Genomic DNA, 23,760 nt, shown 5'->3' with positions numbered 1-23,760 from the left:
ATCACCTCTATCGATTTGATTTAGGGTTCATTGCATCTTTAATACCTTCACCGATGAAGTTAATACAAAGGATTGTTACTGTAATCGCAATCGCTGGTGGCATCCAGATCCATGGTTTCCCGCGCAGGATATCCCCTTCTTGCGCGTCAGATAACATATTCCCCCATGTCGGTGTAGCTTTATCGATACCGAATCCTAAGAAACTCAATCCTGCTTCTGCTACAATCTGTACTGCGAATAATAATGTTGCCTGTACGATAATAACGCTTAAGATGTTCGGGAATAGGTGTTTGAATAAAATCTTATATGTTGGTGTTCCGATTGATTTTGCGGCTAAAAAATATTCATTTTCTTTCTCCTGCATCACTTTACCACGTACGAGCCTTGCAATTCCGACCCACGACAGCGCGATTAATACTGCTGCTAAGATCATTGCTGAACCGTATGGGTTTTTAATCTTATCGCTGAATGTTGCGTTTAATACGATAGCGAATGGTAGGAACGGGAATAACATTACGAACTCAGTGAAACGCATGAGTATCGTATCTACCCATCCACCGTAGTATCCCGAGATCATTCCAATCAATATACCAATAAGGAGTAACCCTACTGTTGTTACAAGTCCAAAGATTAATGACACGCGTCCTGAGTATAATAATCGGCTTAATATATCACGTCCACCGGCATCTGTTCCTAACCAGTGCTCCGGACTCATATCACCTTTAATAAGTACTAAGTTCTGAAGATTCGGATCATATGGGGCGATAAGGGGCGATAACAATGAAATAATAAAGATTGTCAATAAAGTTATCAATGCGCCCATCGCAAGTTTATTTTTCATAAATTTTGCACGTGCAATTTGCAGAGGTGACTTGGCTACTTTTTTAGGTTTTACGTTTACTGTTTCAGTTTTTACTGTATTCATAGTCATCCTCCTAGTTACTCTTAATCCTTGGGTCAACAATGCTGTATGCGATATCTGAGATTAAGTTCGCAAGTAACCCTAAGAAAGAGAAGAATAGTAATAACGCCATCATCAGAGGATAATCTTTACCACTGATTGAATCTACGAGTAATTTTCCGATACCCGGATAAGAGAAGATTGTTTCAGTGATAACTGCCCCACCAAAGATTGACAATACATCCGCTCCAAAGAAAGTAACGATTGGAATTATCGAGTTTCTTAAGATATGTTTATTATAAATCTTTGACTTAGATAATCCTTTTGCACGTGCTGTTCTTGTATAATCCTTACGTGAATTTTCAATGATATCATTACGTAGAAACTGAACATAGCTTGCTGTAGACAGAATCCCCAATATTGTTCCTGGTAGTATTGCATGGTATAGCTTACTTAAATAATATTGTAATGAACCATCTTCAAGCCCGATTGCTACCGATCCTGAAAATGGGAACCACCCTAATTTGAATGCAAAGATATAAATTGCAAACACACCAGCTACAAATGATGGTACAGCAAGCATGAGATAATTAAAGAATTGAACCGCATAATCTATAAACGTATAAGGCTTACGTCCAGAAATGATACCTAATGGAAATGCTGCAAGATATGTAATAATTAAAGTAACCACACCTAACAGTATTGTATTCGGCATTCTTTCTTTTATTAAATCAATAACTGGTCGCTTATAACGAATAGAATCACCTAAGTCTCCCTTAATTACGTTCTTACCCCATTTCATGTATTGTACATGAATCGGATCATTTAGCCCAAGCTTTTCACGCTGTGCTTCGATGTATTCAGATTTAGCATTTTTAGGATCACCCATCCCAGTAAATGCATCTCCTGGTTGAAGCTTTGAAATTCCAAATATAACAATTGATGTTAAAAATAATAACGGAATCATTAATAGTAGACGCTTAATGATTAACTGAACCATCTATAGCACTCCCTTCCTCTAGTAAGATGCAAGAAGCATAATGTCTTTCACTTAATTGAACACTTCTCGGCTTAATCGTCTTACACTCTGCTTTTGCTACAGGACATCTTGTGTGGAACGGACATCCCGATGGTGGATCAGCAGGTGAAGGGAGATCACCTTTTAATATAATACGCTCTTTACGCTTTTCAGGATCGATCTCCGGTATTGCTGAAATGAGTGCTTTCGTATACGGATGCTGTGGATTATTGTATACTTCATCTGCTGGCCCTTGTTCTACAAGGTGCCCAAGATACATAACACCAATATAATCACTAACGTGTTTCACTACACTTAAGTCATGAGCAATAAATAAATAGCTTAGATTAAACTCTTTCTGTAAATCATCCATAATATTTAATACTTGTGATTGTACGGATACGTCCAAGGCACTAACAGGTTCATCTGCTATGATGAGTTTAGGTTTTAATGCAAGTGCACGTGCAATTCCTATCCTTTGACGCTGTCCACCAGAAAATTCATGAGCATAGCGGTAATAAGCATCTTCATTTAAACCTACACGATTGAGCAGATCCTTAACCTCATCCTCAATTTCATCCATCTTTTTTCCGTAATAATTTCTAATAGGTTCACCAACAATATCTCCAACCATCTGCATAGGATTTAGTGATGCATAGGGATCCTGAAAGACCATCTGAAATCCTTTTCGCGCTTCTCTTAATTCTTTACCTTTGAGCTGTGTAATATCTTGTCCGAGAAAGTCGATTGTCCCATCTGTTGCATCTTGCAACCTTAATATTGTACGACCTGCTGTTGACTTACCACAACCTGACTCACCGACAAGACCCATTGTCTCTCCTTCAAATATCTTGAAAGATATACCATCAACAGCTTTTACGTGACCTACTGTGCGTTTAAAGAAACCGCCTTTGATTGGATAATACTGTTTCAAATTTTTAACTTCTAATATCGTTTTTTTCTCCATTACTTCACAACCTCCTTAGCGTCAGTATATAGATGACAATATGCTACATGTCCTGTTTCAAACTCCGACGCCCTTGGTGTAGTTGTATAACAATGATCCATTGCAAATGGACATCTCTCTGCAAAACGACATCCTTCAGATCTTAATTCCGTGATGGAAGGTACGATGCCCTTAATCGTTTCAAGACGCTCTACTTCTTCATCTAATTTCGGAATCGATTTAAGTAGAAGTTGAGTATATGGATGCTTTGGGTTCTTAAATACTTCAGCAACCGTTGCCTTTTCAATTATACGTCCGGCATACATCACCGCAACAGTATCACATACTTCTGAAATTACGCCTAAATCATGAGAAATAAAGATAATTGACATATCCGTCTTTGTCTGAACATCTTTCAGTAATTCTAGAATTTGAGCTTGAACAGTTACGTCTAAAGCTGTGGTTGGTTCATCAGCAATGAGTAAGCTTGGCATACATGATATAGCAAGCGCAATCATAACACGCTGACGCATGCCACCTGATAGCTGATGGGGGTATTCATCAACAATCTTGTCGGCACGAGGGATTCCAACTTGTCTTAATAATTCTATTGCACGTTCTCGTGCTTGCTGTTTATTTAACTTTAAATGTAATTGAATCATTTCAATCAGCTGATTTCCAATTGTGAAAACTGGATTTAAGGAAGTCATCGGCTCCTGGAAGATCATCGAAATTTCTTTACCACGAAATTTGTTGATTTCTTCTTCGGTTTTCTTTTCAATATGCTCACCCTTATATATAACTTCTCCTCCAGATATTCTAGAAATTTTCTCAGGGAGTAGTTTCATAAGTGACATACTAAGCACAGATTTCCCACATCCTGATTCACCAACGATGCCCATCACTTCGCCACGATCTATACTAAATGATACGCCATCGACCGCATTGTAGAACTTACCTTTGATATCGAATCCAACCTCTAGATCATTAACCTCTATAATTCTTCTATCACTCATATTCTCCCACCTTCATTCTTTCTTTCTTAAAAAAAACCTCGATAAGGATCGAGGTTTTTTTTATTATTTCTTGTCTTCTACAGCCCATTCATAAGATGGATTTGTACCTTTAAGTGATACTTCAAAGTTTTTAACTCGATCATTAACTACCGTAGTATCTACTAATTCCGCCATAGGAATAACTGGTAATTCTTTGTTCATTAATTGTTGCCATTTCACGTATAAGTCTTTACGTTTTTCTTTATCTGTTCCAACTTTGTCAAAGTCTAATGCATCATCTAATAACTTATCAGCTTCTGGATTATTATAACGAGACTCATTCCAAAGTGCATCTGAACGATATAGTCCTGATGGGTCTGGATCAGCGCCTTGAGACCAACTTCTGAAATACACTTCCATGTCTTTATCAGCATTCTCTAAATCTGTACCAAACTTACCAAATTCAACCATTTGAACTTTTGTTTTTAAACCAACTTTTTCCCAGTAACCTTTTAAAGCTGCAGTTCGTGGTTCGAATGTCGGATTAGAACCTGCATAATGTTTCAAGTTAACTTCGAATGGTTTACCTTGAGGATCCTCACGGAAGCCATCTCCATCTTTATCTTTATATCCTGCTTCATCCAGTAATTTTTCTGCTTCTTTTGTATCATATTTATAATCTTCTAACTTATCTTTATCCGCTGCTACCCAGTGATTAGATGGAATTAAACTATTCGTTTTTTCTCCATAACCATATAAGAATGCTTTAATCCATTCATCACGATTAATTGCATGCGCCATCGCTTTACGTAATCTTACATCTTGGTACTTCGGACGTTCTTTTCCGATTTTCATCGTCTTTTTATCATAATCATTTAATACAAATCCAAGAATCATGTAGCTTGTTGAAGGTGATTCTAAAACTTTAAGTTTTTCATCTCCAGATTCTTTAACCTCTTTAGCAATTGGTGCAGTAACAGAAGCCATATCTACTTCTCCACTTTCTAATGCTTGGGTTAATGAAGTCTGTTCAATTACACGTAGGTTAACCTTATCGATTTTTGGTTCACCTTGCCAGTAGTCTTTGAACTTTTCAAATTCAACAGACTCACCGTCAACAATCTTTTTAACTTTGAAAGGTCCAATACCGATTGGATTTTTACGAACTTCTGGTGATTTCCCCATATCCTTTACTGGAATATCTTTAAAGACTTTCTCACTGATTGGAGCGCCTGTCCATAAATTTAATAAATTATTTACTTTCTTCTTATCAAAAGTGACTTCTGCTGTATAGTCATCAATTTTCTTGATACCTGATACAGTATCGGCTTTGCCATCGTGCTTTTCTTTAGCACCTTTAATATCTTCCACACCAGTATAACGAGGACCATCGTAATCTTTATCCGCTAAAGTTTCTAAAGTGAAGATCCAGTCATTGATTGTAAATTCATTACCATCTTGCCATTTAATCCCTTTTTTAACTTTGAATTCATAAGTTTTACCGTCACCTTTATCTTTCCACGAAAGAATTTTAGGCTTCATTTCTAGTTCATCGTTATAATCTACTAATCCATCATTGAAATAACTAATAACTTCTGAATCTCCCGTACTTTTTGCAAAGATAGACTGGAAGTTACCTTCTGGTGGTGCACTCAGCCCTACATTTAAAGTCCCGCCTTTAGCGTCACTTTTTTCTGTTTTACCACTTTTTGCACCTGTCTTACCTGTGTCTTCATTCTTCTTACCGCCACCACATGCAGCAAGTACTAAAACTAATGCAAGCATTAAAATACTGAAAAACTTAAACTTTCTCTTCATGTTATACCCCCCATATTTGAATTAAAGTTGGAATCTATACTTATCGTGTTAGATTTTCCATTATATGAATAAATATTATATTCATATAATGGAAAACCCAATGAATAATGTACGAATTCCGATATAAATTATTAGCTTAAATAAATTATATTGATTTCAGACAATTCTGTCAACGTTATTTTCAGAATTTTTGTTTTTTTATATTATATTGATATTTATGTTTTTATAAAAAATAGCAGCGGAATTTTCCACTGCTAAATCGTCAATTATTTTTTCTTTTCGATATAAACTTCTTTTAATGAAGTGTCAGCTCCAAATTTGTGAATTATAAAGTTTTTAACGTGAGGTTGTACTAATCGAGCAGCTCCACGTTGATAAATAGGGGCAATTACAGCTTCTTCTAATACAATATCTTCTGCTTCAACCATCGTTGTCCATCGTTTATCAATATCATCTAATAATGGACCTTTTGCATCTTGAACCTTTTGATCAAATTCTTTATTTGACCAACCTGTTTGGTTATGGCCTCCATCTGTAACATATAAGTCAACAAACGTCATTGGGTCTGGATAGTCAGGACCCCAACCAGCAAATGATAAATCATATTTCATTTTCGATTCTAATTGAAGTTTCTGTTTAAATGGTTGCTGCTTAATATTTATTTTTAATCCAGGTAAGTTGTTCTCTAATTGTTCTTTGATATACTCACCAGCAGTTTTCGACTCTTCTTGATCATAAGTTAAATATTCAAATGTAAACGAATCTTTACCTAAAGCTTTTTTAGCTTTTTCGAAATGTGCTTTAGCTTCTTCTTTATTATAAGATAATTTATTCTTTAATGAATCAGTAAAATCTTTGCCGTCTTTTTCAACAAATTCTTTAGGTGTATTTGTATCTAAAGGTTTTGAACCATTTTTAAGTAAAGTATCAACATACGCTTGTTTATCAATTGATTTTGCAATCGCTAATCTTAAGTCTTTGTTAGCCAAATCTTTATTCTCTTGATTCATGCGGATAAAAAATGTAGTTGACTGTAATTCTGTCGATAATTTAGGATCATCTTTATATTTATCAACTTGCTCCGCTGGTAATGTTACACGATCTAATTTTCCAGTATTAAATAAGTTTAATGCAGTATTTTGATCTTTAATGATTTTGTAGTTTACTTCTTTAAGTTTTACTTTATCTTTATCCCAATATTTTTTATTAGGTGTTAACTTAAATGATTTTTCAGTTTGCCAATCATTTAAAACGAAAGGACCGTTGAATAAAGTAGTTTCTTTTGTAGTACCATACTTATCACCTTGTTCTTTAACAAACTTCTCATTTTGAGGTAGGAATACTCCAAATGTTAATAATTCTTCAAAATAAGGAACATTGTCATTTAACTGAATTTCTAAAGTATTATCATCTATAGCTTTAACACCTAGTTCCTCTGGTTTCATTTTTCCAGTATTAACTTCTTGTGCATTTTTTAGATCCATCATAATGTATGAATATTCAGATGCTGTTTTAGGATCTAATGTTCTTCTCCAAGCAAAAACAAAGTCTTTTGCTGTTACAGGATCTCCATTTGACCATTTTGCGTCTTTACGTAATTTAATCGTCCATGTTTTTCCATCTTTTGACTTTTCGGGTTTTCCTTCAGCAACTGCAGGAATCGCTTTATCATTTTTATCTAATGTATAAAGTCCTTCCATTACTTGAAAGAATACATTGAATGCAACAGCGTCTGTTGCTAATGAAGAGTCAAGTGTTGGTATATCTGAACCTTCTTGTAAGTTTAATACTTGAGCATTTTTATCATCTGATTTGTTGCCTCCAGAACAAGCTGCTAAAAATCCAGATAATGTAATTATTAGTACAAGTAAATAAGAAAAACTTTTTTTCATTTATATATCCCCCCAACTTTTTTTAAATCATCTGCGCAAATATTCAGAAGATTTGTAATTAATTATATTTTAATAGTTTCAGATAATCAATACCTTTGATTATATATATCTATAATTTTTTGAATATCTCTTTAACTTTGATTATTAAAGAAATATCAAAATCATCTTCCTTATTAATATTTCTCTATAATTTGTAATTTTTCTTATATTTTTCAAGTTCTTCAATAGAACAATAAACATAATGATCGGGGGCGACTTCACGCAATTCAAGCTTATCTTCTGGAGAATATGCATGAACTTCCGGATTGTATGTTCTTCTGACTCTTGTTCTCTCTGACTCGGGATCTGGTAATGGAATTGCCGACAATAACGATTTAGTATATTCATGCATAGGATTATTGTAAAGTGAATCAGCTGGACCTACTTCAACAAGCTTGCCAAAATACATAACACCAATTCGATCTGAAATATATTTAACCATGGATAAATCATGGGCAATAAACAGAAAAGTGATGCCACGTTCTCGTTGTAGTTTCTGCATTAAATTTACAACTTGTGCTTGGATTGAAACATCAAGAGCTGAAATAGGTTCATCTGCGATAATAAATTCAGGTTCTACTGCTAGTGCACGGGCAATGCCTATACGTTGTCTTTGACCACCTGAAAACTCATGTGGATAACGGTTCGCATGTTCTTTGTTTAATCCTACTGTTTCTAATAATTCATACACACGATCAGCACGTTCTTCTTTATTTTTAGCCAATTTATGGATATCTATTCCTTCTGCAATTATATCCATTACTTTTAATCTTGGATTTAAGGATGCATAAGGATCCTGAAATATCATTTGCATACGACGATTAAATTTTAATAAGTCTTTCTTTTTCTTAATTGATTGAATATCAATTCCATCAAAAATTACTTCGCCGCCTGTTGCATTATATAACTTAATTAAAGTACGTCCTGTAGTTGATTTACCACATCCAGACTCTCCTACAAGACCTAAAGTTTCACCTTTATAAATATCAAACGAAATATCATCAATTGCACGTACTTCATTAGGTTTACCAACATTGAAATATTGTTTCAAATTCTTAACTTCAATAAGTTTTTCTTTTCCATCACCATATAATCCTTGTGACGTTATTTGTTTTGGTAAATTTTTTTTGTTCTCATCCATATGTTCTTTAAAGTGTACATTCTCATTTGTTGAATGATTATGAATTATTTTACTCACCATTAAAAGCTAACCCCCTCAACGCGAATAGGTTTATCAAAATCACTTGATATTGGACGCATCATTTGTTTTACCATTTCAGGTGGTTCAACTTTAGGTGCATTCGGATCCATTAACCATGATTTCACAAAATGTGTTTCAGACACTTGATACCATGGTGCCTCTTGTTCAAAGTCAATTTGAAGTGCGTATTCTGAACGTCGAGCAAATGCATCACCAATAGGTGGTTTAATTAAATCAGGTGGTGTACCTGGTATCGCTTTTAGCTCTGTTTCACCATCAGTATCTAAACTCGGCATTGATGACAATAATCCCCATGTATATGGATGTTTTGGATTATAGAAAACTTCATCAACAGTTCCTGTTTCAACAATTTGCCCTCCATACATTACTGCCACACGATCAGCTACGTTAGCGACTACTCCTAAATCATGTGTAATAAATATTATTGATGTATCAATTTTCTTTTGTAAGTCTTTCATTAATTCAAGAATTTGTGCTTGAATTGTAACATCTAAAGCAGTGGTAGGTTCATCTGCAATTAATATTTTAGGATCACATGCTAATGCTGTTGCAATTACTATACGTTGACGTTGCCCACCAGAGAACTGATGTGGATAATTGTTAAATCTACCTTCAGGGTTAGGTAAACCAACAAGTCTTAATATATCTAAAGCTCTTGATTTCGCATCAACTCTAGATAATTTCTGATGTTTAATCAATGGCTCCATCACTTGTTTACCAATCTTCATTGTTGGATTTAAACTTGTCATAGGATCCTGGAAAATCATAGAAATATCTTTTCCGCGCACCTTTTGCATTTCTTTTTCACTCAATTTCGTTAAATCTTTTCCGTCAAATAAAATTTGACCTTCTTTAATACGACTTGGAGGTGTCGGTAATAATCTCATCAATGCTTTTGTAGTAACCGATTTCCCTGAACCCGACTCTCCTACAATTGCAAGTGTTTCCGCTTTATCCAGATAAAAATCAACACCACGTACTGCTTGAACTTCCCCCGCCTTAATATCGAAGGAAACTTTTAAATTCTTAACTTCTAAAATTCTTTCTGCCATTTTCATTTCCTCCTTTATTTACGCATTTTTGGATCAAAAGCATCGCGAACACCATCACCAAATAAGTAAAAACATAAGATTAGTAAACTAAGTATCATTGAAGGTACAAACATTTGATACGGCTCAATTAATAACATTTTTCGTCCATCGTTTACAAGTGATCCCAATGAAGCATTCGGAGCTGGAATACCTAATCCTATGAAACTTAAGAATGCTTCAAAAAATATAGCACTCGGAACAGAGAACATAGCTGTTACAATAATTGGGCCTAAAGTATTAGGTAATATATGTTTAAAAATTAGACTCGAATTTGAAGCACCGAGTGTTCTAGATGCCATAACAAACTCTTGATTTTTAAGCTTCAAAAATTGGCCTCGGACAATTCGACTCATACCTATCCATCCTGTCAGACTCATTGCTAATACAATTGTTAACATACTCGCATCAAAGATAATTACAAATAAAATCATAATAATTAAGTTTGGAATAGATGCAATAATTTCAATAATACGTTGCATAAAAGTATCAGTTGCACCACCAAAAAATCCAGAAACAGACCCGTAAGTAATTCCTATCACTACATCTAACAATGCTGCAATTATACCTATTAATAGAGAGACTTGTGTTCCCTTCCACACTCGAGTAAAAATATCTCTTCCTAACCTATCTGTTCCAAACCAATAACTGTCTTTTATATTATTTTCTTCGTATTTGTTATACCCATCCTTATCTTCACCTGTAAAAGGTAAGAATTTAACATCTTTTAAGATTTCAATTCTGGGCGCAAGATTTTCATGACCTTTATGTTGTTCTCTATATGTATGTCCACTAATCAACGGACCTATAAGTGCCATTAATGTTAACAAAACTAACCCTATCAAACCTAAGACAGCGCCTTTGTTTGCTTTTAGCTGAAGCCATGCATCCTGCCAAAATGTTCTTGATTCTCTTTCAATTTTTTCATCGTTAATTTCATTTTTATCAGCAAGTATAAATGAGCCAGGATGTATTTGTAATGATTGGTTTAAATCGCCATGATTAATATATTTTTCATTATATTCTTGAGTCATTAATCTTTTCCTCCTTGAACTCGAATTCGCGGGTCAATTATTCCATATAGAATATCAACAATGAATAACACTGTAATGAATAAAAAGCTAAACAAAATAGTTAATGCCATAATTACAGGATAATCATTTTGTTGTATAGACCTAACGAACTGATCTCCAATTCCGGGAATTGCAAAAATTGTTTCAATGGTTAATGCACCTGTTAATATACCTACAGTCATTGGTCCGATCAAAGTAATAATTGGAATTAATGCATTTCTCAATGCATGACCAAATAATACTTTGATTGTTGAATTTCCTTTTGCTTTAGCTAAAGTTATATAATCAGAACTTAACACTTCAATCATTTCTGAACGAATATAACGTGCAATCGTTGCAATTACTCCTGCAGAAAGTGCTAAAGAAGGCAATACTGCATATTTTAGACCATCAAATTCTGCAACAGGAAAAATTGGATTTCTTACAGCAAAAAAGTACTGAAGTAAAACTGCTAGTACAAATGAAGGTACAGATATAGCTACTACTGAAAAGAGAGTTGCTAAATAATCAATCCAAGTATTTTGTTTAACTGCTGCAATAATACCTAGTATGATACCTATTGTTACACCAATTAACATAGCATAAGCACCTATTTCCGCTGATGGTCCCAATCTCGGTATTATTAAATCTAATACTTCTTTCCCATCATATTGGAAACTATTTCCAAAATCACCTGTTGCAACATTTTTAATGTAGTTACCATACTGTACTGGTAATGGGTCATTTAACCCGTATTTTTCTTTTACAATTTGCTTTTGTTCAGCAGATAATTTCTCATCGTTAAAAGGTGACCCTGGCATTAACTTCATAAGAAAGAAAGTTGCTGTAGCGACAATAAATAACGTAATTACCATGTAGAATAATCTTTTTAAAGCATACTTAAACATGAAAAAGCCTCCCATTCCTCCATAAAATACTTCTTTCAAACAGTTACAACATATTTTTAATTGTTTTTCTATATTTGTAGTACAATTATTATTTAAATTTTAAAAGTAACTAAATTTTCAGAAGATTAATTATATTATAAAACTTATGTATACAAAATATCAATATCTATTTTAAGATTTTTAATAATTATCTGGCTTTAAACAACATAATATAATGAGATAAACAAATGTTCATCGCGTTATCTCATATTTAAGTATATTTTTTTATAATAATATATAGTTATAATTATTTAGATATATTTATTTTTTTAATATAATAGATTTAATATAGAGGAGGACAATATATGGAAAAGTTTATTTATATAATTTTGACTGAATTATTTTTTATTTTATTATTAACTTTTATATTTCATTTTTCATTTATTAATGCTTTATTCATCATAGGTATGACAGGCTTGTGTGCTGGTTTACTTCTCTTGATTTATTCCGGTGGTGCCTTTAGTATTATCGGCTTTTCATTTCGAAGATTCCATTATATAATGGCCCCTAAAAGTGTGAAATCTACTATGGACGAGAGTAGTGATTCACATAAATCACTTACAATCAGAAGTGAAAAATATCCAATTACATCACCATTAATTATTGTATCTACGTTGTTACTAACGTTAAGCATTCTATTATTAATATTATAAAAGCGTATGCAGCAATTGCTGCATACGCTTTTATTAATATTTCTTCAACACTAGTACTGCATTATGTCCACCGAATCCAAGGCTGTTTGTCATGGCGTATTCGATATCCTTTGTCACTGCTTTCTCCGGAACATAATTTAGATCAAGTTCCGCATCAGGTGTATCTTGATGTATCGTCGGAGGAATCTGCCCTGTCTGTAATGCGAGGGCTGTAATAATCGTCTCAACAGCGCCTGTTGCGCCGAGTAGATGCCCTGTCATCGATTTAGTTGATGACACAAGTAGATCTTTCGCTGATTCACCGAATGTTGCTTTGATGGCCATCGTCTCATATAAATCGCCGATGGGTGTACTCGTACCATGGGCGTTCAAGTATCCCACATCACTCGGTGTTATTCCAGCGTCTTTCAGTGCCATGTTCATCGTACGTGTGCCACCTTCACCGTTTGGCGCGGGTGCTGTAATATGATGGGCATCACCGTTATTCCCGTAGCCCACGACTTCCGCATAAATATGTGCTCCACGTGCTAATGCGTGCTCGAGTTCTTCCAGGACAACGACACCTGCGCCTTCACCCATAATGAAACCATCGCGTCCTTCCTGGAATGGTCTGCATGCTGTATGTGGATCATCGTTCGTACTTAATGCTTTATTCGCACTGAATCCTGCTAAGCTCATACGTGTAATCGGTGCTTCAGCACCTCCTGAAAACATTACATCTGCGTCGCCATACTGTATAATACGCATGGCATCACCGATAGAGTTTGTTCCTGTGGCACATGCTGTCACTGTACAGCCATTCGGCCCTTTAGCACCGAGTGCAATTGATACTTGCCCTGCTGCCATGTCAGGTATCAGCATCGGTACGAAGAATGGACTTACACGTCTAGGTCCCTTTTCTGTCATCGCAGTATGTGCAAGCTCAAATGTCTCCATCCCACCAATTCCAGAACCAATCCAGACACCAACACGATCGCTGTTGTCATCATCAATCTGCAGCTTAGAATCTTTAAGCGCTTCATTTGCTGCGACAACCGCATATTGTGTAAAGCGATCCATTCTACGGGCTTCTTTCTTATCTATATAGTCTTCAACATTGAAGTCTTTCAGTTCTCCAGCCACTTTCACATTCATATCACTCGTATCAATACGCGTAATCGTATCGATACCATTGACACCGTTTAATGCATTGTTAAATGTTGTCTGTACATCGTTACCGATAGGTGTCAAAGCACCCATACCTGTTATTACAACTCTTCTCATCTTTTTTCCTCCTGTCCCCATATCAATGCGATTGCGCCGAATGTCAGTCCACCACCAAATCCGGTTAATATGAGTTGATCTCCATTTTTTATTTTACCGTTTTGACATTCATATGCAATAGATAATGGAATACTTGCCGCTGAAGTATTACCATACTTGTCGAGCGTTGTACTCACTTGTGAAGCGGAGAGTCCGAGGCGTTCTCTCGCTGATTCAATGATTCTCGTGTTCGCCTGATGTGGAATCAGCATATCAATATCCTGTGCATGAAGTCCTGCCTTATCCATAACAAGTTGTGACTGTTCTTCAAGAATACGCACCGCAAACTTAAATACTTCACGCCCATTCATCTTTAGGTACCCGGATGCTTTATCATCATAGAGATGAAATGCACCGCTACCGTCACTTCCCCAGCTATAAGCCTGAATACCATAATTATCACTGACCTGACTGACAATCACTGCACCTGCACCATCACCAAAGAGCACTGCAGTATTACGGTCCTCCATATTGGTAATTTTCGAAAGTTTATCTGCACCTACAACAAGAATATTACGGTAATTTCCTGATAAGATGAACTGCTGTGCCGTTATAAGGGAATAGATAAATCCCGTACATGCTGCAAGCTGATCCATTGCCGGCACTTTGCTCAATTTTAAACGATGCTGCAGCTGACAAGCCACCGATGGAAAGTGATGGTCTCCTGTTGATGTTGCAACAAGAATCAGATCAATGTCTTCCGGTTTAATCGCTGCATCTTCAATCGCCTGCAGCGCAGCATAATATGCCATATCACCGACATCCATGTCTTGATCTGCAAACCTTCTTTCCTTGATGCCTGTACGCGATACAATCCATTCATCTGTTGTTTCGAGATAGTTTTCAAAATAATGATTATCTATAATCGTTTCAGGTACATATGTTCCAATCCCTATAATCCCTGCATTCATTACAGCACCTACTTATATCAAGTTTTAGTATCTGGTACTAATTTATCATATAATAAAAAACACTTCAATATAAAGAAGTGCTTTTTAGCTTGCTTTAATCAGATACGCACTCTCCTGATATGTCGGGGGTAGTTTCTTATTCGGAAGAATGCCTGTCACTTTAAATCTCTGTATATCCGATTTGAGTTTCTTAACATACACTTCATCTACAGATTTCGATATCTCAAGATCAGTGATGTTGTTATTCATTCCGTATTTTTTGGTTCCACCTTTAAGTCTCCGTTCATAGTAATCATCAGCAATATCTGAATATAATTTCGATATATTCTGCGTCGTACTACCGATAACAAAGTCCCCTAAGTAACTTTGATCAGAAATATACCCGATGGCCTTCTTATTACGTGCTTTAACAATCTCCATTACATCTCGATTTGTCCCGTCTGCTGCTGGATAGATCACATCTGCACGCTCCTTATCAATCAACCTTATTGTACATGCTTGTGCATCCCCATTATATCCCCATGTCTTTATATACTTTGTTTTAATTTTAACAGATTTTTCTTCATAATGGGCGCCATCTATAAATCCATCTATCTCTGGCTGTCCTTTAAATGCCCCGACAATTCCAAGCACCTTCGTTTTAGACTCATGTGCCGCAAGCATTCCTCCGAAAAATCCCATCGCATATCCTTCTATATTTAATGAAGATACATTTTTGGCACGACTCTCCCCATTCAAAAAGACAAAATGCATCTTCGGATACTTCACTGCAGCCTGATTAAACACTGCTTCAAATTCAGAGCCTTGCCCGTATATAATATTGACATCGCGCTCAGCAAATTGACGAATCGTATCCATTACCGCCTTATCGGTCTTTAGATTCTCCTGAACAAAAAAGTTGGCGTTGTGTGTCTGGATAATATTTAATATACCCTTATATCCTTCTGTGCCCCATGTCTGGTCATGAACTGATTCTTTGGATAAATATGCGATACTTTTAATCTCCTGATGTTTCGGAATAATAGAATAAATACATAGGACAATAAGTACGCAGACCGTTGCTAAGGAGATAACTTTATAATTCATAATATTTCCTTTCTAAAATAAGGTATACTTTTTTATGCTACTCTTTTATAATAAACTATATAGAATAAAGTTGGGGGAGAAATATTATGAATTATATTTTCACATTTGTGTGGGCTTTCATTCTTGTTCAAATGATTAATTTCGTTTTAATGAGTCTCGGTGGCGGACAGGATCTTAACTTACCATTTGCATCAATCATGGGCGTCATCTTTGGTATTCTTGCAATTATTATTGCACATATTATTCCGAATGAACCGATACCCCACCACGAAGAGCATTAATATTGACATAAGAAAGTACCAGATGATTCATCATCTGGTACTTTCTTTATATCGCGTTATCTGAATACGACTTCACCATCAACTCTATCTACAGTAATTTCCGTACCTTCAGCGTAATCTTCTTTTATCAGTAATTTAGCAAGTGGCGTCTCAATTTCCTTCTGAACGAAACGTTTCAGTGGTCGTGCACCAAACTGTGGTTCATACGCTGTATCAGCAATCCATGTTTTCACTGCGTCTGTTAAATGGACGCGTACACCGTTACTAATTAATCTCATGTTCAGCTGGTTAACGATTTTATCGACGATAAATGTCATATCGTTTCTGGATAATGGTTTAAACATAATGATATCATCCATACGGTTCAGTATCTCAGGCTTAAAGTACTGATGAAGTGCAGCTGTAACATTGTTTCTGGCATCTTCCGTTATTTCACCATTGTCGATGCCATCTAACAGATATTGAGATCCAATGTTACTTGTCATAATGACGATCGTATTCTTAAAGTCAACATTGCGTCCACGTGAATCTGTTAATCGACCTTCATCAAGTAATTGAAGCAGCACGTTAAATACATCACTATGTGCCTTTTCAATCTCATCGAGTAACAGAACTGTATATGGATTTCTGCGCACTGCTTCAGTCAGCTGACCACCTTCCTCATGACCTACATAACCAGGAGGTGCACCGATTAATCTGCTCACAGAGTGTTTCTCCATATATTCACTCATATCGATTCTTACCATATGTTTCTCTGAATCAAACAATGTGCTTGCTAATGCTTTCGCAAGTTCAGTCTTACCGACACCGGTTGGTCCTAAGAATAAGAAACTACCAATCGGACGGTTCAGATCTTTTATCCCTGCGCGCGCGCGAATGACCGCATCAGATACTAAGTCAACTGCTTCATCTTGCCCAACGACGCGCTCATGCAGAATATCTGAAAGACGTAATAATTTATCTTTCTCTGATTCTACGAGCTTATTCACCGGTATACCTGTCCATTGTGACACAATATAACCAATTTCTTCTTCTGTCACTACTTCACGAATCAGACGGTCCGTATCTTTCGTTTCCTCGTGCAGCTGTGCTTCTAGTTCAGCAAGTTCTTTCTCTACTGCCGGAATCTTCGCATATTGCAGTTCTGATGCTTTTTCCAGGTTATAGTTGCTCTGTGCTTCTTCCAGCTGCTTACGAAAATCATCCAGTTCTGCCCGTTTAGTCTGAACAACGCTGATCTGTTCTTTTTCTTTCTCAACTTTCGCAGTTAACATCTGCTGACGTTCTTTCTCATCTGCAAGCTCTCTTTGCAGTTCATGCAGTCTTGCTTCTGATTTCGCATCACTTTCATGCTTCAATGCATTCTCTTCAATTTCTAACTGTAACACGCGGCGATTTACCGCATCAAGTTCTGTCGGGTTAGAGCCCATTTCCGTACGTATTGTTGCACAAGCCTGATCGACTAGATCAATCGCCTTATCAGGCAGAAAGCGATCTGTAATGTAACGATCTGATAATTCAGCAGCGGCAACGAGTGCATTATCCTGTATACGTACACCGTGATGTACTTCATAACGTTCCTTTAAACCACGTAGTATTGAAATCGTATCTTCTAAATCCGGCTCTTTTACATTTACTTTCTGGAAACGACGCTCAAGCGCCGAATCTTTCTCGATATACTCACGATACTCATTTAATGTTGTGGCACCGATACAATGCAGTTCACCACGCGCAAGCATCGGTTTTAACATGTTCCCTGCATCCATTGCGCCATCTGTTTTACCAGCCCCAACAAGCATGTGAATCTCATCAATAAACAATAGAATCTTACCGTCAGATTCCTTAACTTCTTTAAGTACGGCTTTTAAACGTTCCTCAAACTCACCACGGAACTTCGCACCTGCAACAAGTGCTGATAAATCAAGCTCAAAGATTGTCTTGTCTAATAGACTGTCTGGAACGTCACGCTTCACGATACGCTGTGCAAGACCTTCAACAATCGCTGTCTTACCGACACCCGGTTCACCGATTAATATCGGATTGTTCTTTGTTTTACGGCTTAATATACGAATCGTATTGCGAATCTCATCATCACGACCAATCACCGGATCCATCTTACCGTTACGCACCTCTTCAACGAGATCGCGTCCATATTTCTTCAATACTTCATACTGAACTTCTGGATTTTGTGTTGTCACATGATTTCCCCCTCTTATATTCATTATGATTTCTTTAATAACATCATTCTTATTCCCTACAAAGTTACGTGTAATTTCATGAACTTCTGTGGCAGCTAGGATAATATGTTCAGCTGACACATACTGATCCTCCATTTCTGTCATCAGTGCCTGAGCCCGACTCATCAACTCGCTCAGATTACTAGCAATATACTGGCCATACTGCACATCCCCTTCTACTCGAGGTTTCTTGTCCAGCGCTTCTTGTAATAAAGCTTTATATCCAGAGATGTCCAGATGCGCACGCTCGAACACTGTAACGAGCATACTATCAGCTGTTTCAGCAAAATGTAATAGCACATGCTCACTTTCAATGGCCTGCAATTTATCTTCTCTTGCCTTGTGCTGTGCTTGCTCTAACGCACTCTGCACATTAAATGTCATCTGTTCTATATTCATGTCATTCACCCCTGTTTGACCTTCTTTGACTATAACACTATTATAAAATGTTTTATAATAGAATACAAATATTACGGTTCGTATATAGAAGTTGAAATTTGTTATGTTATAATAAATACAAATTTGAAAAAGATCCGTAAGAAGGTGAATACAATGGTTCAATCTGCATTTCACGAAGCAACAAGTATCGTCAACTACATTATGGAAGAGGGAAAGATAGAAACATTCGATGCAAATCAATATATCTTTCAGGCAGAAGATCCTATTGATTCAATCTATATCATTAAATCAGGGAATGTTGTGATTCATCGTGTACTTGAAGATGGCAAGGAATTCAATTTAAAACTGCTGGGCAGACGTAACCTGTTCGGTGTGAACACCCTGTTCTGCGGCAATAAGAAACATGCACTCTTTGCTAAAGCGAAAACAAAGACTACTGTCTATAAAATGGATTTAGCCACATTTGAGACTGCGATTCTTAACGATGAAGTACTAAACTATGAATGGCTGCTATTTATTCAAAATGAAAATGAAAAACAAGAGTATAAGTTGCGTGACCTTTATACTCTTGGGAAAAAAGGTGCCATCTACTCTACTTTGATTCGTCTGACAAATACGTATGGCGTTGAAACAGACGTAGGCATTAAACTTAATATTGATCTGACAAACAATGAACTGGCAAACTTCGGTGGCACAACACGAGAAGGCGTTAATCGCATCATCAGCGAACTTAAACAGAATGGTATCATCGAAACAAATAACAAGAAAATTACAATTAAAGATTTAGACTATCTAAAGAATGAAATTAACTGCGAAAATTGTCCACTTAATATATGTCGCATCGAATAAGAAGAAAGGAACGAGGCTGAAAATAAATTTTCAGCCTCGTTCCTTTCTCTTTATTATTAGCTTACACCTAAAGCAATCTTAGCATAACGGCTCATCATATCTTTATTCCATACTGGATTCCATACAACGTTCACTTCTGTCTCTTTAATCTCAGGTAATTCACCTAATGCAGTTTTCACCTGATCAATAATTTGCGGGCCCATCGGACAGCCCATAGATGTCAATGTCATTTCAACTGTGCACAGACCATCATCATCCATATCTACATTGTAAACTAATCCTAAGTTAATGATATCAATACCTAGCTCAGGGTCAATAACATTTTCGAGCGCTCCCATTATACTGTCTTTCATAGCTTCTTCCATTTGTATCACCTCAAAGTTTATTATACACTTACTATATCAGAAATTAATATACATATAAACGAAATACATTTAAAGGAGTTATTTTATGGAACAGCATTTAATTTGTCTCGATCTAGATGGAACATTACTTAATAGCAAGCAGGAGATTACACCGTTAACGAAGAAGGTCATCCGTCTGCTGCAGGCACAGGGCCATAAATTTATTATTTCGACCGGACGTCCATACCGTGCCAGTCAAATTTATTATAATCAGCTGGACCTGGATACACCGATTGTTAATTTCAATGGCGCATTCGTTCATCACCCAGGTGATACGAATTTTGAGACATTTCATGAAACTTTAGATTTTGAGGTATCAAGAGATATCTTCTCTAAGATTCCTAATCTTAATATTAAGAATATCGTCGCCGAAATTAAAGACAATGTTTTCTTACATTATCATGATGAATATTTATTCGAAGGTTTCAGCATGGGGAACCCTGTCATCAAGATCGGGAATCTACTGGAAAACATTACAGAGCCTCCGACAACCATCCTTATCCAGGCTGAAGAATCCGAGATTCCTAATATCTATAAGCACTTTGATGAAATCTATGCTGACAGATTAGAGCATCGTCGCTGGGGCGCTCCATTTCCGGTCATCGAAATCGTTAAGAAAGGTATCAATAAAGCAGTCGGCGTGAAGCTTTGTCACGAATATTTAAATATTAAACAAGAACATGTTATAGCATTCGGTGATGAGGATAATGACAATGAAATGATTAAATATGCCGGAACAGGCGTAGCAATGGGCAATGCAATCGATGAGCTCAAATCTATCGCAGACGAAATTACTGACACAAATAATGAAGATGGGATAGCGAAGTTTCTTATTCAATACTTTAAGCTGGAGGTATAATCATGAAAATCATTATCGTCGGTGCAGTTGCAGGTGGCGCGACAGTTGCATCTCAAATCAGAAGACTTGATGCAGATGCTGATATCACAATCTACGAAAAAGATCGTGATATGAGCTATGCAAACTGTGGTTTACCATATTACATCGGAGAAACGGTGGCCTCTCGTGATAACATCGTTATGGCAACACCGGATACATTTAATGATAATCGTAATATTCAAGTCCACACGTATCATGAAGTGACACGTTTATATCCGGATGATAAGAAAATAGAAATTTACAATCATCAAACTAAAGAAACATTCACCGATACATACGATTACTTGATTCTGTCACCAGGCGCAAGCCAAATTGTTCCGGATTTATATAAGCATGATCATGTGTTCCAAGTGCGTAACTTAGAAGATACGGATAAGATCGATCAGTATATTGAACGTACCCATGCACAGCGTGCACTCGTAGTTGGCGGTGGTTATATCAGTCTCGAGATGGCAGAAAACTTAAAGCATCGTGGACTGGATGTAACGCTTGTACATCGCAGCAGTCACTTCCTAAAACAGATGAGTCGAGATATTACAGACACGGTTCCTCAAGTACTTGAAGATAATGGTATTCATCTAAAACTAGAAGATGAGGTTGCGCGTATTAATGAGCACACTGTTACATTCAAGTCAGGTGATACCGATACATTTGATATCATCATCACAGCACTCGGTCTGCAACCGAATACGAAATTTATCGGTGATGCACTAGAACTCAATGACAAAGGATATATCAAGGTCAATCGTTATTTTGAAACGAGCAATCCATCTATATATGCACTGGGTGATGCAATAGAAACATTCTATCGCCATATAGATAAGACAGCAACAATCGCACTTGCCTGGGGTACGCATCGCGCTGCCTCTATCATTGCTCATAACTTATTCCATAAAGATAGAGAAGCATTTAAAGGACTACTTGGCAGTAATATTCTTCGATTATTTGATCATACGTATGCGTCGGTAGGCCTCACTGAAGCGCTCGTACTTGAAATGGATAATATCGCACACGTGTCACACACGCAAAAACATAAAGCCAGCTACATGCCTTACAGTTCGCCGCTAAGCATCACAGTTTACTACGAGCAATCAACCGGCAAAATATTATCAGCGAGCGTCTTTGGAAAAAGTGGTGTCGATAAACGAATCGATGTCCTATCAACGGCTATGATTGGCGGATTAACAATCTATGACTTCAAAGATATCGAAGTTGCGTATCATCCTGACTACTCCAGCCCGAAAGATATTATTAATATGCTCGGATATAAAGCGAAGTAGTCATTGATTATTTATATAGAAAGCAGACGTCCAAGATTTGGGCGTCTTTGCATGGTGATGCACATTGTATAGACACCCCCATCTCCCAACAAAAAAGACAATCCGTATTCACTGATTGTCTTTTCGTTATTTCTATTTTCTTAAATTATTGACATGTTTCTTCCTATTTCTTGCTGCACCGATGATAAATACTGTAAAGAGCACGATTGTTAACAGTGATGCGATCACATAACCTAAGTTCAATCCACGTGGTGGAACGAGTGCGTAAAGCTCCGTTTCTTCACGGTTCGTTATCAAATTAAACGTGCCGTCTTTCACATGGATTCTATCTCCAATAAGCAATCCGCTGAGCATCTTATCACCTGGTATGTCTTTGTCTGTCAGTTTAACGTTCATAGATTTGCTTGTATCGTTAATATTATAGATGAAGTCTACTTTGTCTGTATCGAAATAGATAAGCTGTTCACCTTTTTCGTTGTAGATTACTTTAGAAGTACCATCGAACATTTCTTTGTACTTATGATAAACTTCGCTCGTCTGTTCTAAGTATTCCACCACTTCTTTATCCGTTCTAAAATCGAGTAGTTGGTGTGTATCAGGAAGTTTTTCACCATTCATCGCAATTTCAGTACCATAAGTCATACTGACCGGTTGCTTTTGTACAAACAGATAGCCCATCATCTGTTTAATACGTGTTCCTGGGAACATATTTTCATGAACCGCATAGCTTGTGAAACGTGGGGTAAAGAAGTTATCAGCTGAAAGTAGCTCCTTCTTATTGTGCTGCTCTGGGATTTGCTCATCAACATTCTTGAATGCTTGTGCAATTTGCTCTGATGTCTTCCCAGTCTGAATGTAATCATAGCCGGTTACTTTAACATCGCTATTGGTAATAGCAATCTTTGTTATATTCTCAGGAAATACTTTTGAAAGATCGACATTATCCTGAAGTACATACATCGATAAGCCATCGACTTTCGTTTTGTTTACGAAGTCTGTCATCAGTTGCTTATAGCGCTTAATATTTGCTTCATTCGTTAAATCAATCATCGGTGTATCTTTGTAATACGATTTCTCTATTGCGTTCATCTTCGTGTCTTCTGTTACTGTGAAATCATCCGTTGCAACAACAGGCATATCGACGATGACTTTCATATTATTTTTATGTGCAATATATACGAGCTGTTTGAAGTCCTTCTCTCCACCGAATGTTTTAGAAATCTGATTATAATTATTAATCTTATACCCTAGATAATCATTCTTGTCATGGTCAAACACCGGTGAGACATGAATGGCATTAAAGCCCATCTTCTTAATATAGTCTACTTTATTGATGATACCTTTAAAGTCTCCACCGTAAGGCAGATTATTGTCCTTGTCATTATGAATGTCTTTATTATTATTCTCGTCACCATTCATAAATCGATCAGTAAGAATGCTATAGATACGCATTTCGTCCTGACTCGCTGCTTGTGCAGGTAGCGCACTGAATGATAGCAGTAATATCATCAATATGATTGAAATTCTTTTCATTTGAATACC

21 protein-coding genes are annotated in these 23,760 nt (G+C 36.5%); 5 read left to right on the top strand and 16 right to left on the bottom strand.

Translation table 11 applies throughout. The features are described 5' to 3' along the window. Positions 1-7: 7 nt before the first annotated feature. The 10 genes from opp4C to opp3b all read right to left on the bottom strand — a co-directional run bounded on the left by opp4C (position 8) and on the right by opp3b (position 11,879). On the bottom strand, positions 8-925 hold the full coding sequence (gene opp4C, locus ACZ2V4_RS08400; RefSeq protein ID WP_413474309.1) for an oligopeptide ABC transporter permease: 918 nt from the start codon (positions 923-925) through the stop codon (positions 8-10). A 10-nt stretch (positions 926-935) separates the two neighbouring features. After that, positions 936-1,901 (bottom strand): oligopeptide ABC transporter permease, encoded by a 966-nt coding sequence (opp4B, locus tag ACZ2V4_RS08395; RefSeq protein WP_219494265.1) that lies wholly within the window; start codon positions 1,899-1,901, stop codon positions 936-938. Beyond that, a complete protein-coding gene (locus tag ACZ2V4_RS08390) occupies positions 1,882-2,886 on the bottom strand; it encodes an ABC transporter ATP-binding protein (protein WP_219494263.1) in 1,005 nt (334 codons plus the stop codon). The genes opp4B and ACZ2V4_RS08390 overlap by 20 nt, the downstream gene beginning before the upstream one ends. Continuing rightward, a complete protein-coding gene (locus ACZ2V4_RS08385; protein WP_219494261.1) occupies positions 2,886-3,881 on the bottom strand; it encodes an ABC transporter ATP-binding protein in 996 nt (331 codons plus the stop codon). Before ACZ2V4_RS08385 ends, ACZ2V4_RS08390 begins: the two co-directional genes overlap by 1 nt. A 63-nt stretch (positions 3,882-3,944) precedes the next feature. Then, positions 3,945-5,678 carry an oligopeptide ABC transporter substrate-binding protein gene (opp4A, locus tag ACZ2V4_RS08380; protein ID WP_490514733.1) on the bottom strand — a complete coding sequence of 578 codons (1,734 nt, stop codon included), beginning with the start codon at positions 5,676-5,678 and terminating at the stop codon, positions 3,945-3,947. A 266-nt stretch (positions 5,679-5,944) separates the two neighbouring features. Further along, positions 5,945-7,570, bottom strand: coding sequence for a peptide ABC transporter substrate-binding protein (locus ACZ2V4_RS08375; RefSeq protein ID WP_219494258.1), 1,626 nt, complete (start codon positions 7,568-7,570; stop codon positions 5,945-5,947). Positions 7,571-7,754: 184 nt separating this feature from the next. Next, positions 7,755-8,810, bottom strand: coding sequence for an ABC transporter ATP-binding protein (locus ACZ2V4_RS08370; protein ID WP_283721751.1), 1,056 nt, complete (start codon positions 8,808-8,810; stop codon positions 7,755-7,757). Further along, positions 8,810-9,883, bottom strand: a complete 1,074-nt coding sequence (locus tag ACZ2V4_RS08365; protein ID WP_283721752.1) for an ABC transporter ATP-binding protein — start codon at positions 9,881-9,883, stop codon at positions 8,810-8,812. Before ACZ2V4_RS08365 ends, ACZ2V4_RS08370 begins: the two co-directional genes overlap by 1 nt. 14 nt (positions 9,884-9,897) lie before the next feature. Further along, on the bottom strand, positions 9,898-10,953 hold the full coding sequence (opp3C, locus tag ACZ2V4_RS08360) for an oligopeptide ABC transporter permease (RefSeq protein ID WP_219494254.1): 1,056 nt from the start codon (positions 10,951-10,953) through the stop codon (positions 9,898-9,900). Beyond that, positions 10,953-11,879, bottom strand: coding sequence for an oligopeptide ABC transporter permease (gene opp3b / locus ACZ2V4_RS08355; protein WP_219494252.1), 927 nt, complete (start codon positions 11,877-11,879; stop codon positions 10,953-10,955). Before opp3b ends, opp3C begins: the two co-directional genes overlap by 1 nt. Positions 11,880-12,223: 344 nt before the next feature. On the opposite strand from opp3b, the gene ACZ2V4_RS08350 reads away from it, so the two are divergent. Then, the gene (locus tag ACZ2V4_RS08350; RefSeq protein WP_219494250.1) at positions 12,224-12,571 is read left to right on the top strand and encodes a DUF3899 domain-containing protein; all 348 of its coding nucleotides are present in this window, start codon (positions 12,224-12,226) and stop codon (positions 12,569-12,571) included. Between the two features lie 33 nt (positions 12,572-12,604). On the opposite strand, the gene fabF is transcribed toward ACZ2V4_RS08350, so the two are convergent. The 3 genes from fabF to ACZ2V4_RS08335 all read right to left on the bottom strand — a co-directional run bounded on the left by fabF (position 12,605) and on the right by ACZ2V4_RS08335 (position 15,870). Then, positions 12,605-13,855: a beta-ketoacyl-ACP synthase II gene (gene fabF, locus ACZ2V4_RS08345; protein WP_423245802.1), complete on the bottom strand. Its 1,251-nt coding sequence runs from the start codon at positions 13,853-13,855 to the stop codon at positions 12,605-12,607. Continuing rightward, complete coding sequence (locus ACZ2V4_RS08340) at positions 13,831-14,784, bottom strand: beta-ketoacyl-ACP synthase III (protein WP_420494290.1); 954 nt, start codon at positions 14,782-14,784, stop codon at positions 13,831-13,833. The genes fabF and ACZ2V4_RS08340 overlap by 25 nt, the downstream gene beginning before the upstream one ends. Before the next feature lie 84 nt (positions 14,785-14,868). Continuing rightward, entirely contained in the window at positions 14,869-15,870 is a 1,002-nt protein-coding gene (locus tag ACZ2V4_RS08335; RefSeq protein WP_420494289.1) for a BMP family ABC transporter substrate-binding protein, read from the bottom strand. Between the two features lie 86 nt (positions 15,871-15,956). Here ACZ2V4_RS08335 and ACZ2V4_RS08330 point away from each other — a divergent pair, with 86 nt between their 5' ends. Beyond that, positions 15,957-16,151, top strand: a complete 195-nt coding sequence (locus tag ACZ2V4_RS08330; protein ID WP_120786550.1) for a DUF2929 family protein — start codon at positions 15,957-15,959, stop codon at positions 16,149-16,151. Positions 16,152-16,207: 56 nt separating this feature from the next. Here the strand turns inward: ACZ2V4_RS08330 and clpB are convergent, their stop codons facing one another. Beyond that, positions 16,208-18,787, bottom strand: a complete 2,580-nt coding sequence (gene clpB, locus ACZ2V4_RS08325; protein ID WP_490514732.1) for an ATP-dependent chaperone ClpB — start codon at positions 18,785-18,787, stop codon at positions 16,208-16,210. A 153-nt stretch (positions 18,788-18,940) separates the two neighbouring features. On the opposite strand from clpB, the gene ACZ2V4_RS08320 reads away from it, so the two are divergent. Beyond that, positions 18,941-19,636 carry a Crp/Fnr family transcriptional regulator gene (locus tag ACZ2V4_RS08320; protein ID WP_413474303.1) on the top strand — a complete coding sequence of 232 codons (696 nt, stop codon included), beginning with the start codon at positions 18,941-18,943 and terminating at the stop codon, positions 19,634-19,636. 56 nt (positions 19,637-19,692) lie between these two features. On the opposite strand, the gene ACZ2V4_RS08315 is transcribed toward ACZ2V4_RS08320, so the two are convergent. Further along, the gene (locus ACZ2V4_RS08315; RefSeq protein ID WP_219494239.1) at positions 19,693-20,001 is read right to left on the bottom strand and encodes a metal-sulfur cluster assembly factor; all 309 of its coding nucleotides are present in this window, start codon (positions 19,999-20,001) and stop codon (positions 19,693-19,695) included. An 85-nt stretch (positions 20,002-20,086) separates the two neighbouring features. Between ACZ2V4_RS08315 and ACZ2V4_RS08310 the strand changes: the two genes are divergently transcribed. Both ACZ2V4_RS08310 and ACZ2V4_RS08305 read left to right on the top strand, forming a co-directional pair. Beyond that, complete coding sequence (locus ACZ2V4_RS08310; protein ID WP_419895436.1) at positions 20,087-20,899, top strand: Cof-type HAD-IIB family hydrolase; 813 nt, start codon at positions 20,087-20,089, stop codon at positions 20,897-20,899. Then, complete coding sequence (locus ACZ2V4_RS08305) at positions 20,899-22,218, top strand: CoA-disulfide reductase (protein ID WP_420494442.1); 1,320 nt, start codon at positions 20,899-20,901, stop codon at positions 22,216-22,218. The genes ACZ2V4_RS08310 and ACZ2V4_RS08305 overlap by 1 nt, the downstream gene beginning before the upstream one ends. Positions 22,219-22,350: 132 nt before the next feature. On the opposite strand, the gene ACZ2V4_RS08300 is transcribed toward ACZ2V4_RS08305, so the two are convergent. Continuing rightward, the gene (locus tag ACZ2V4_RS08300) at positions 22,351-23,751 is read right to left on the bottom strand and encodes an alpha-amylase family glycosyl hydrolase (RefSeq protein ID WP_490514731.1); all 1,401 of its coding nucleotides are present in this window, start codon (positions 23,749-23,751) and stop codon (positions 22,351-22,353) included. Positions 23,752-23,760 lie beyond the last annotated feature (9 nt).

This window comes from Macrococcus sp. CoH-51_TC_04 (assembly GCF_058188655.1).
Note: the sequence above shows the minus strand (reverse complement) of the source record. Positions and strands in the feature narration are given on the sequence as shown.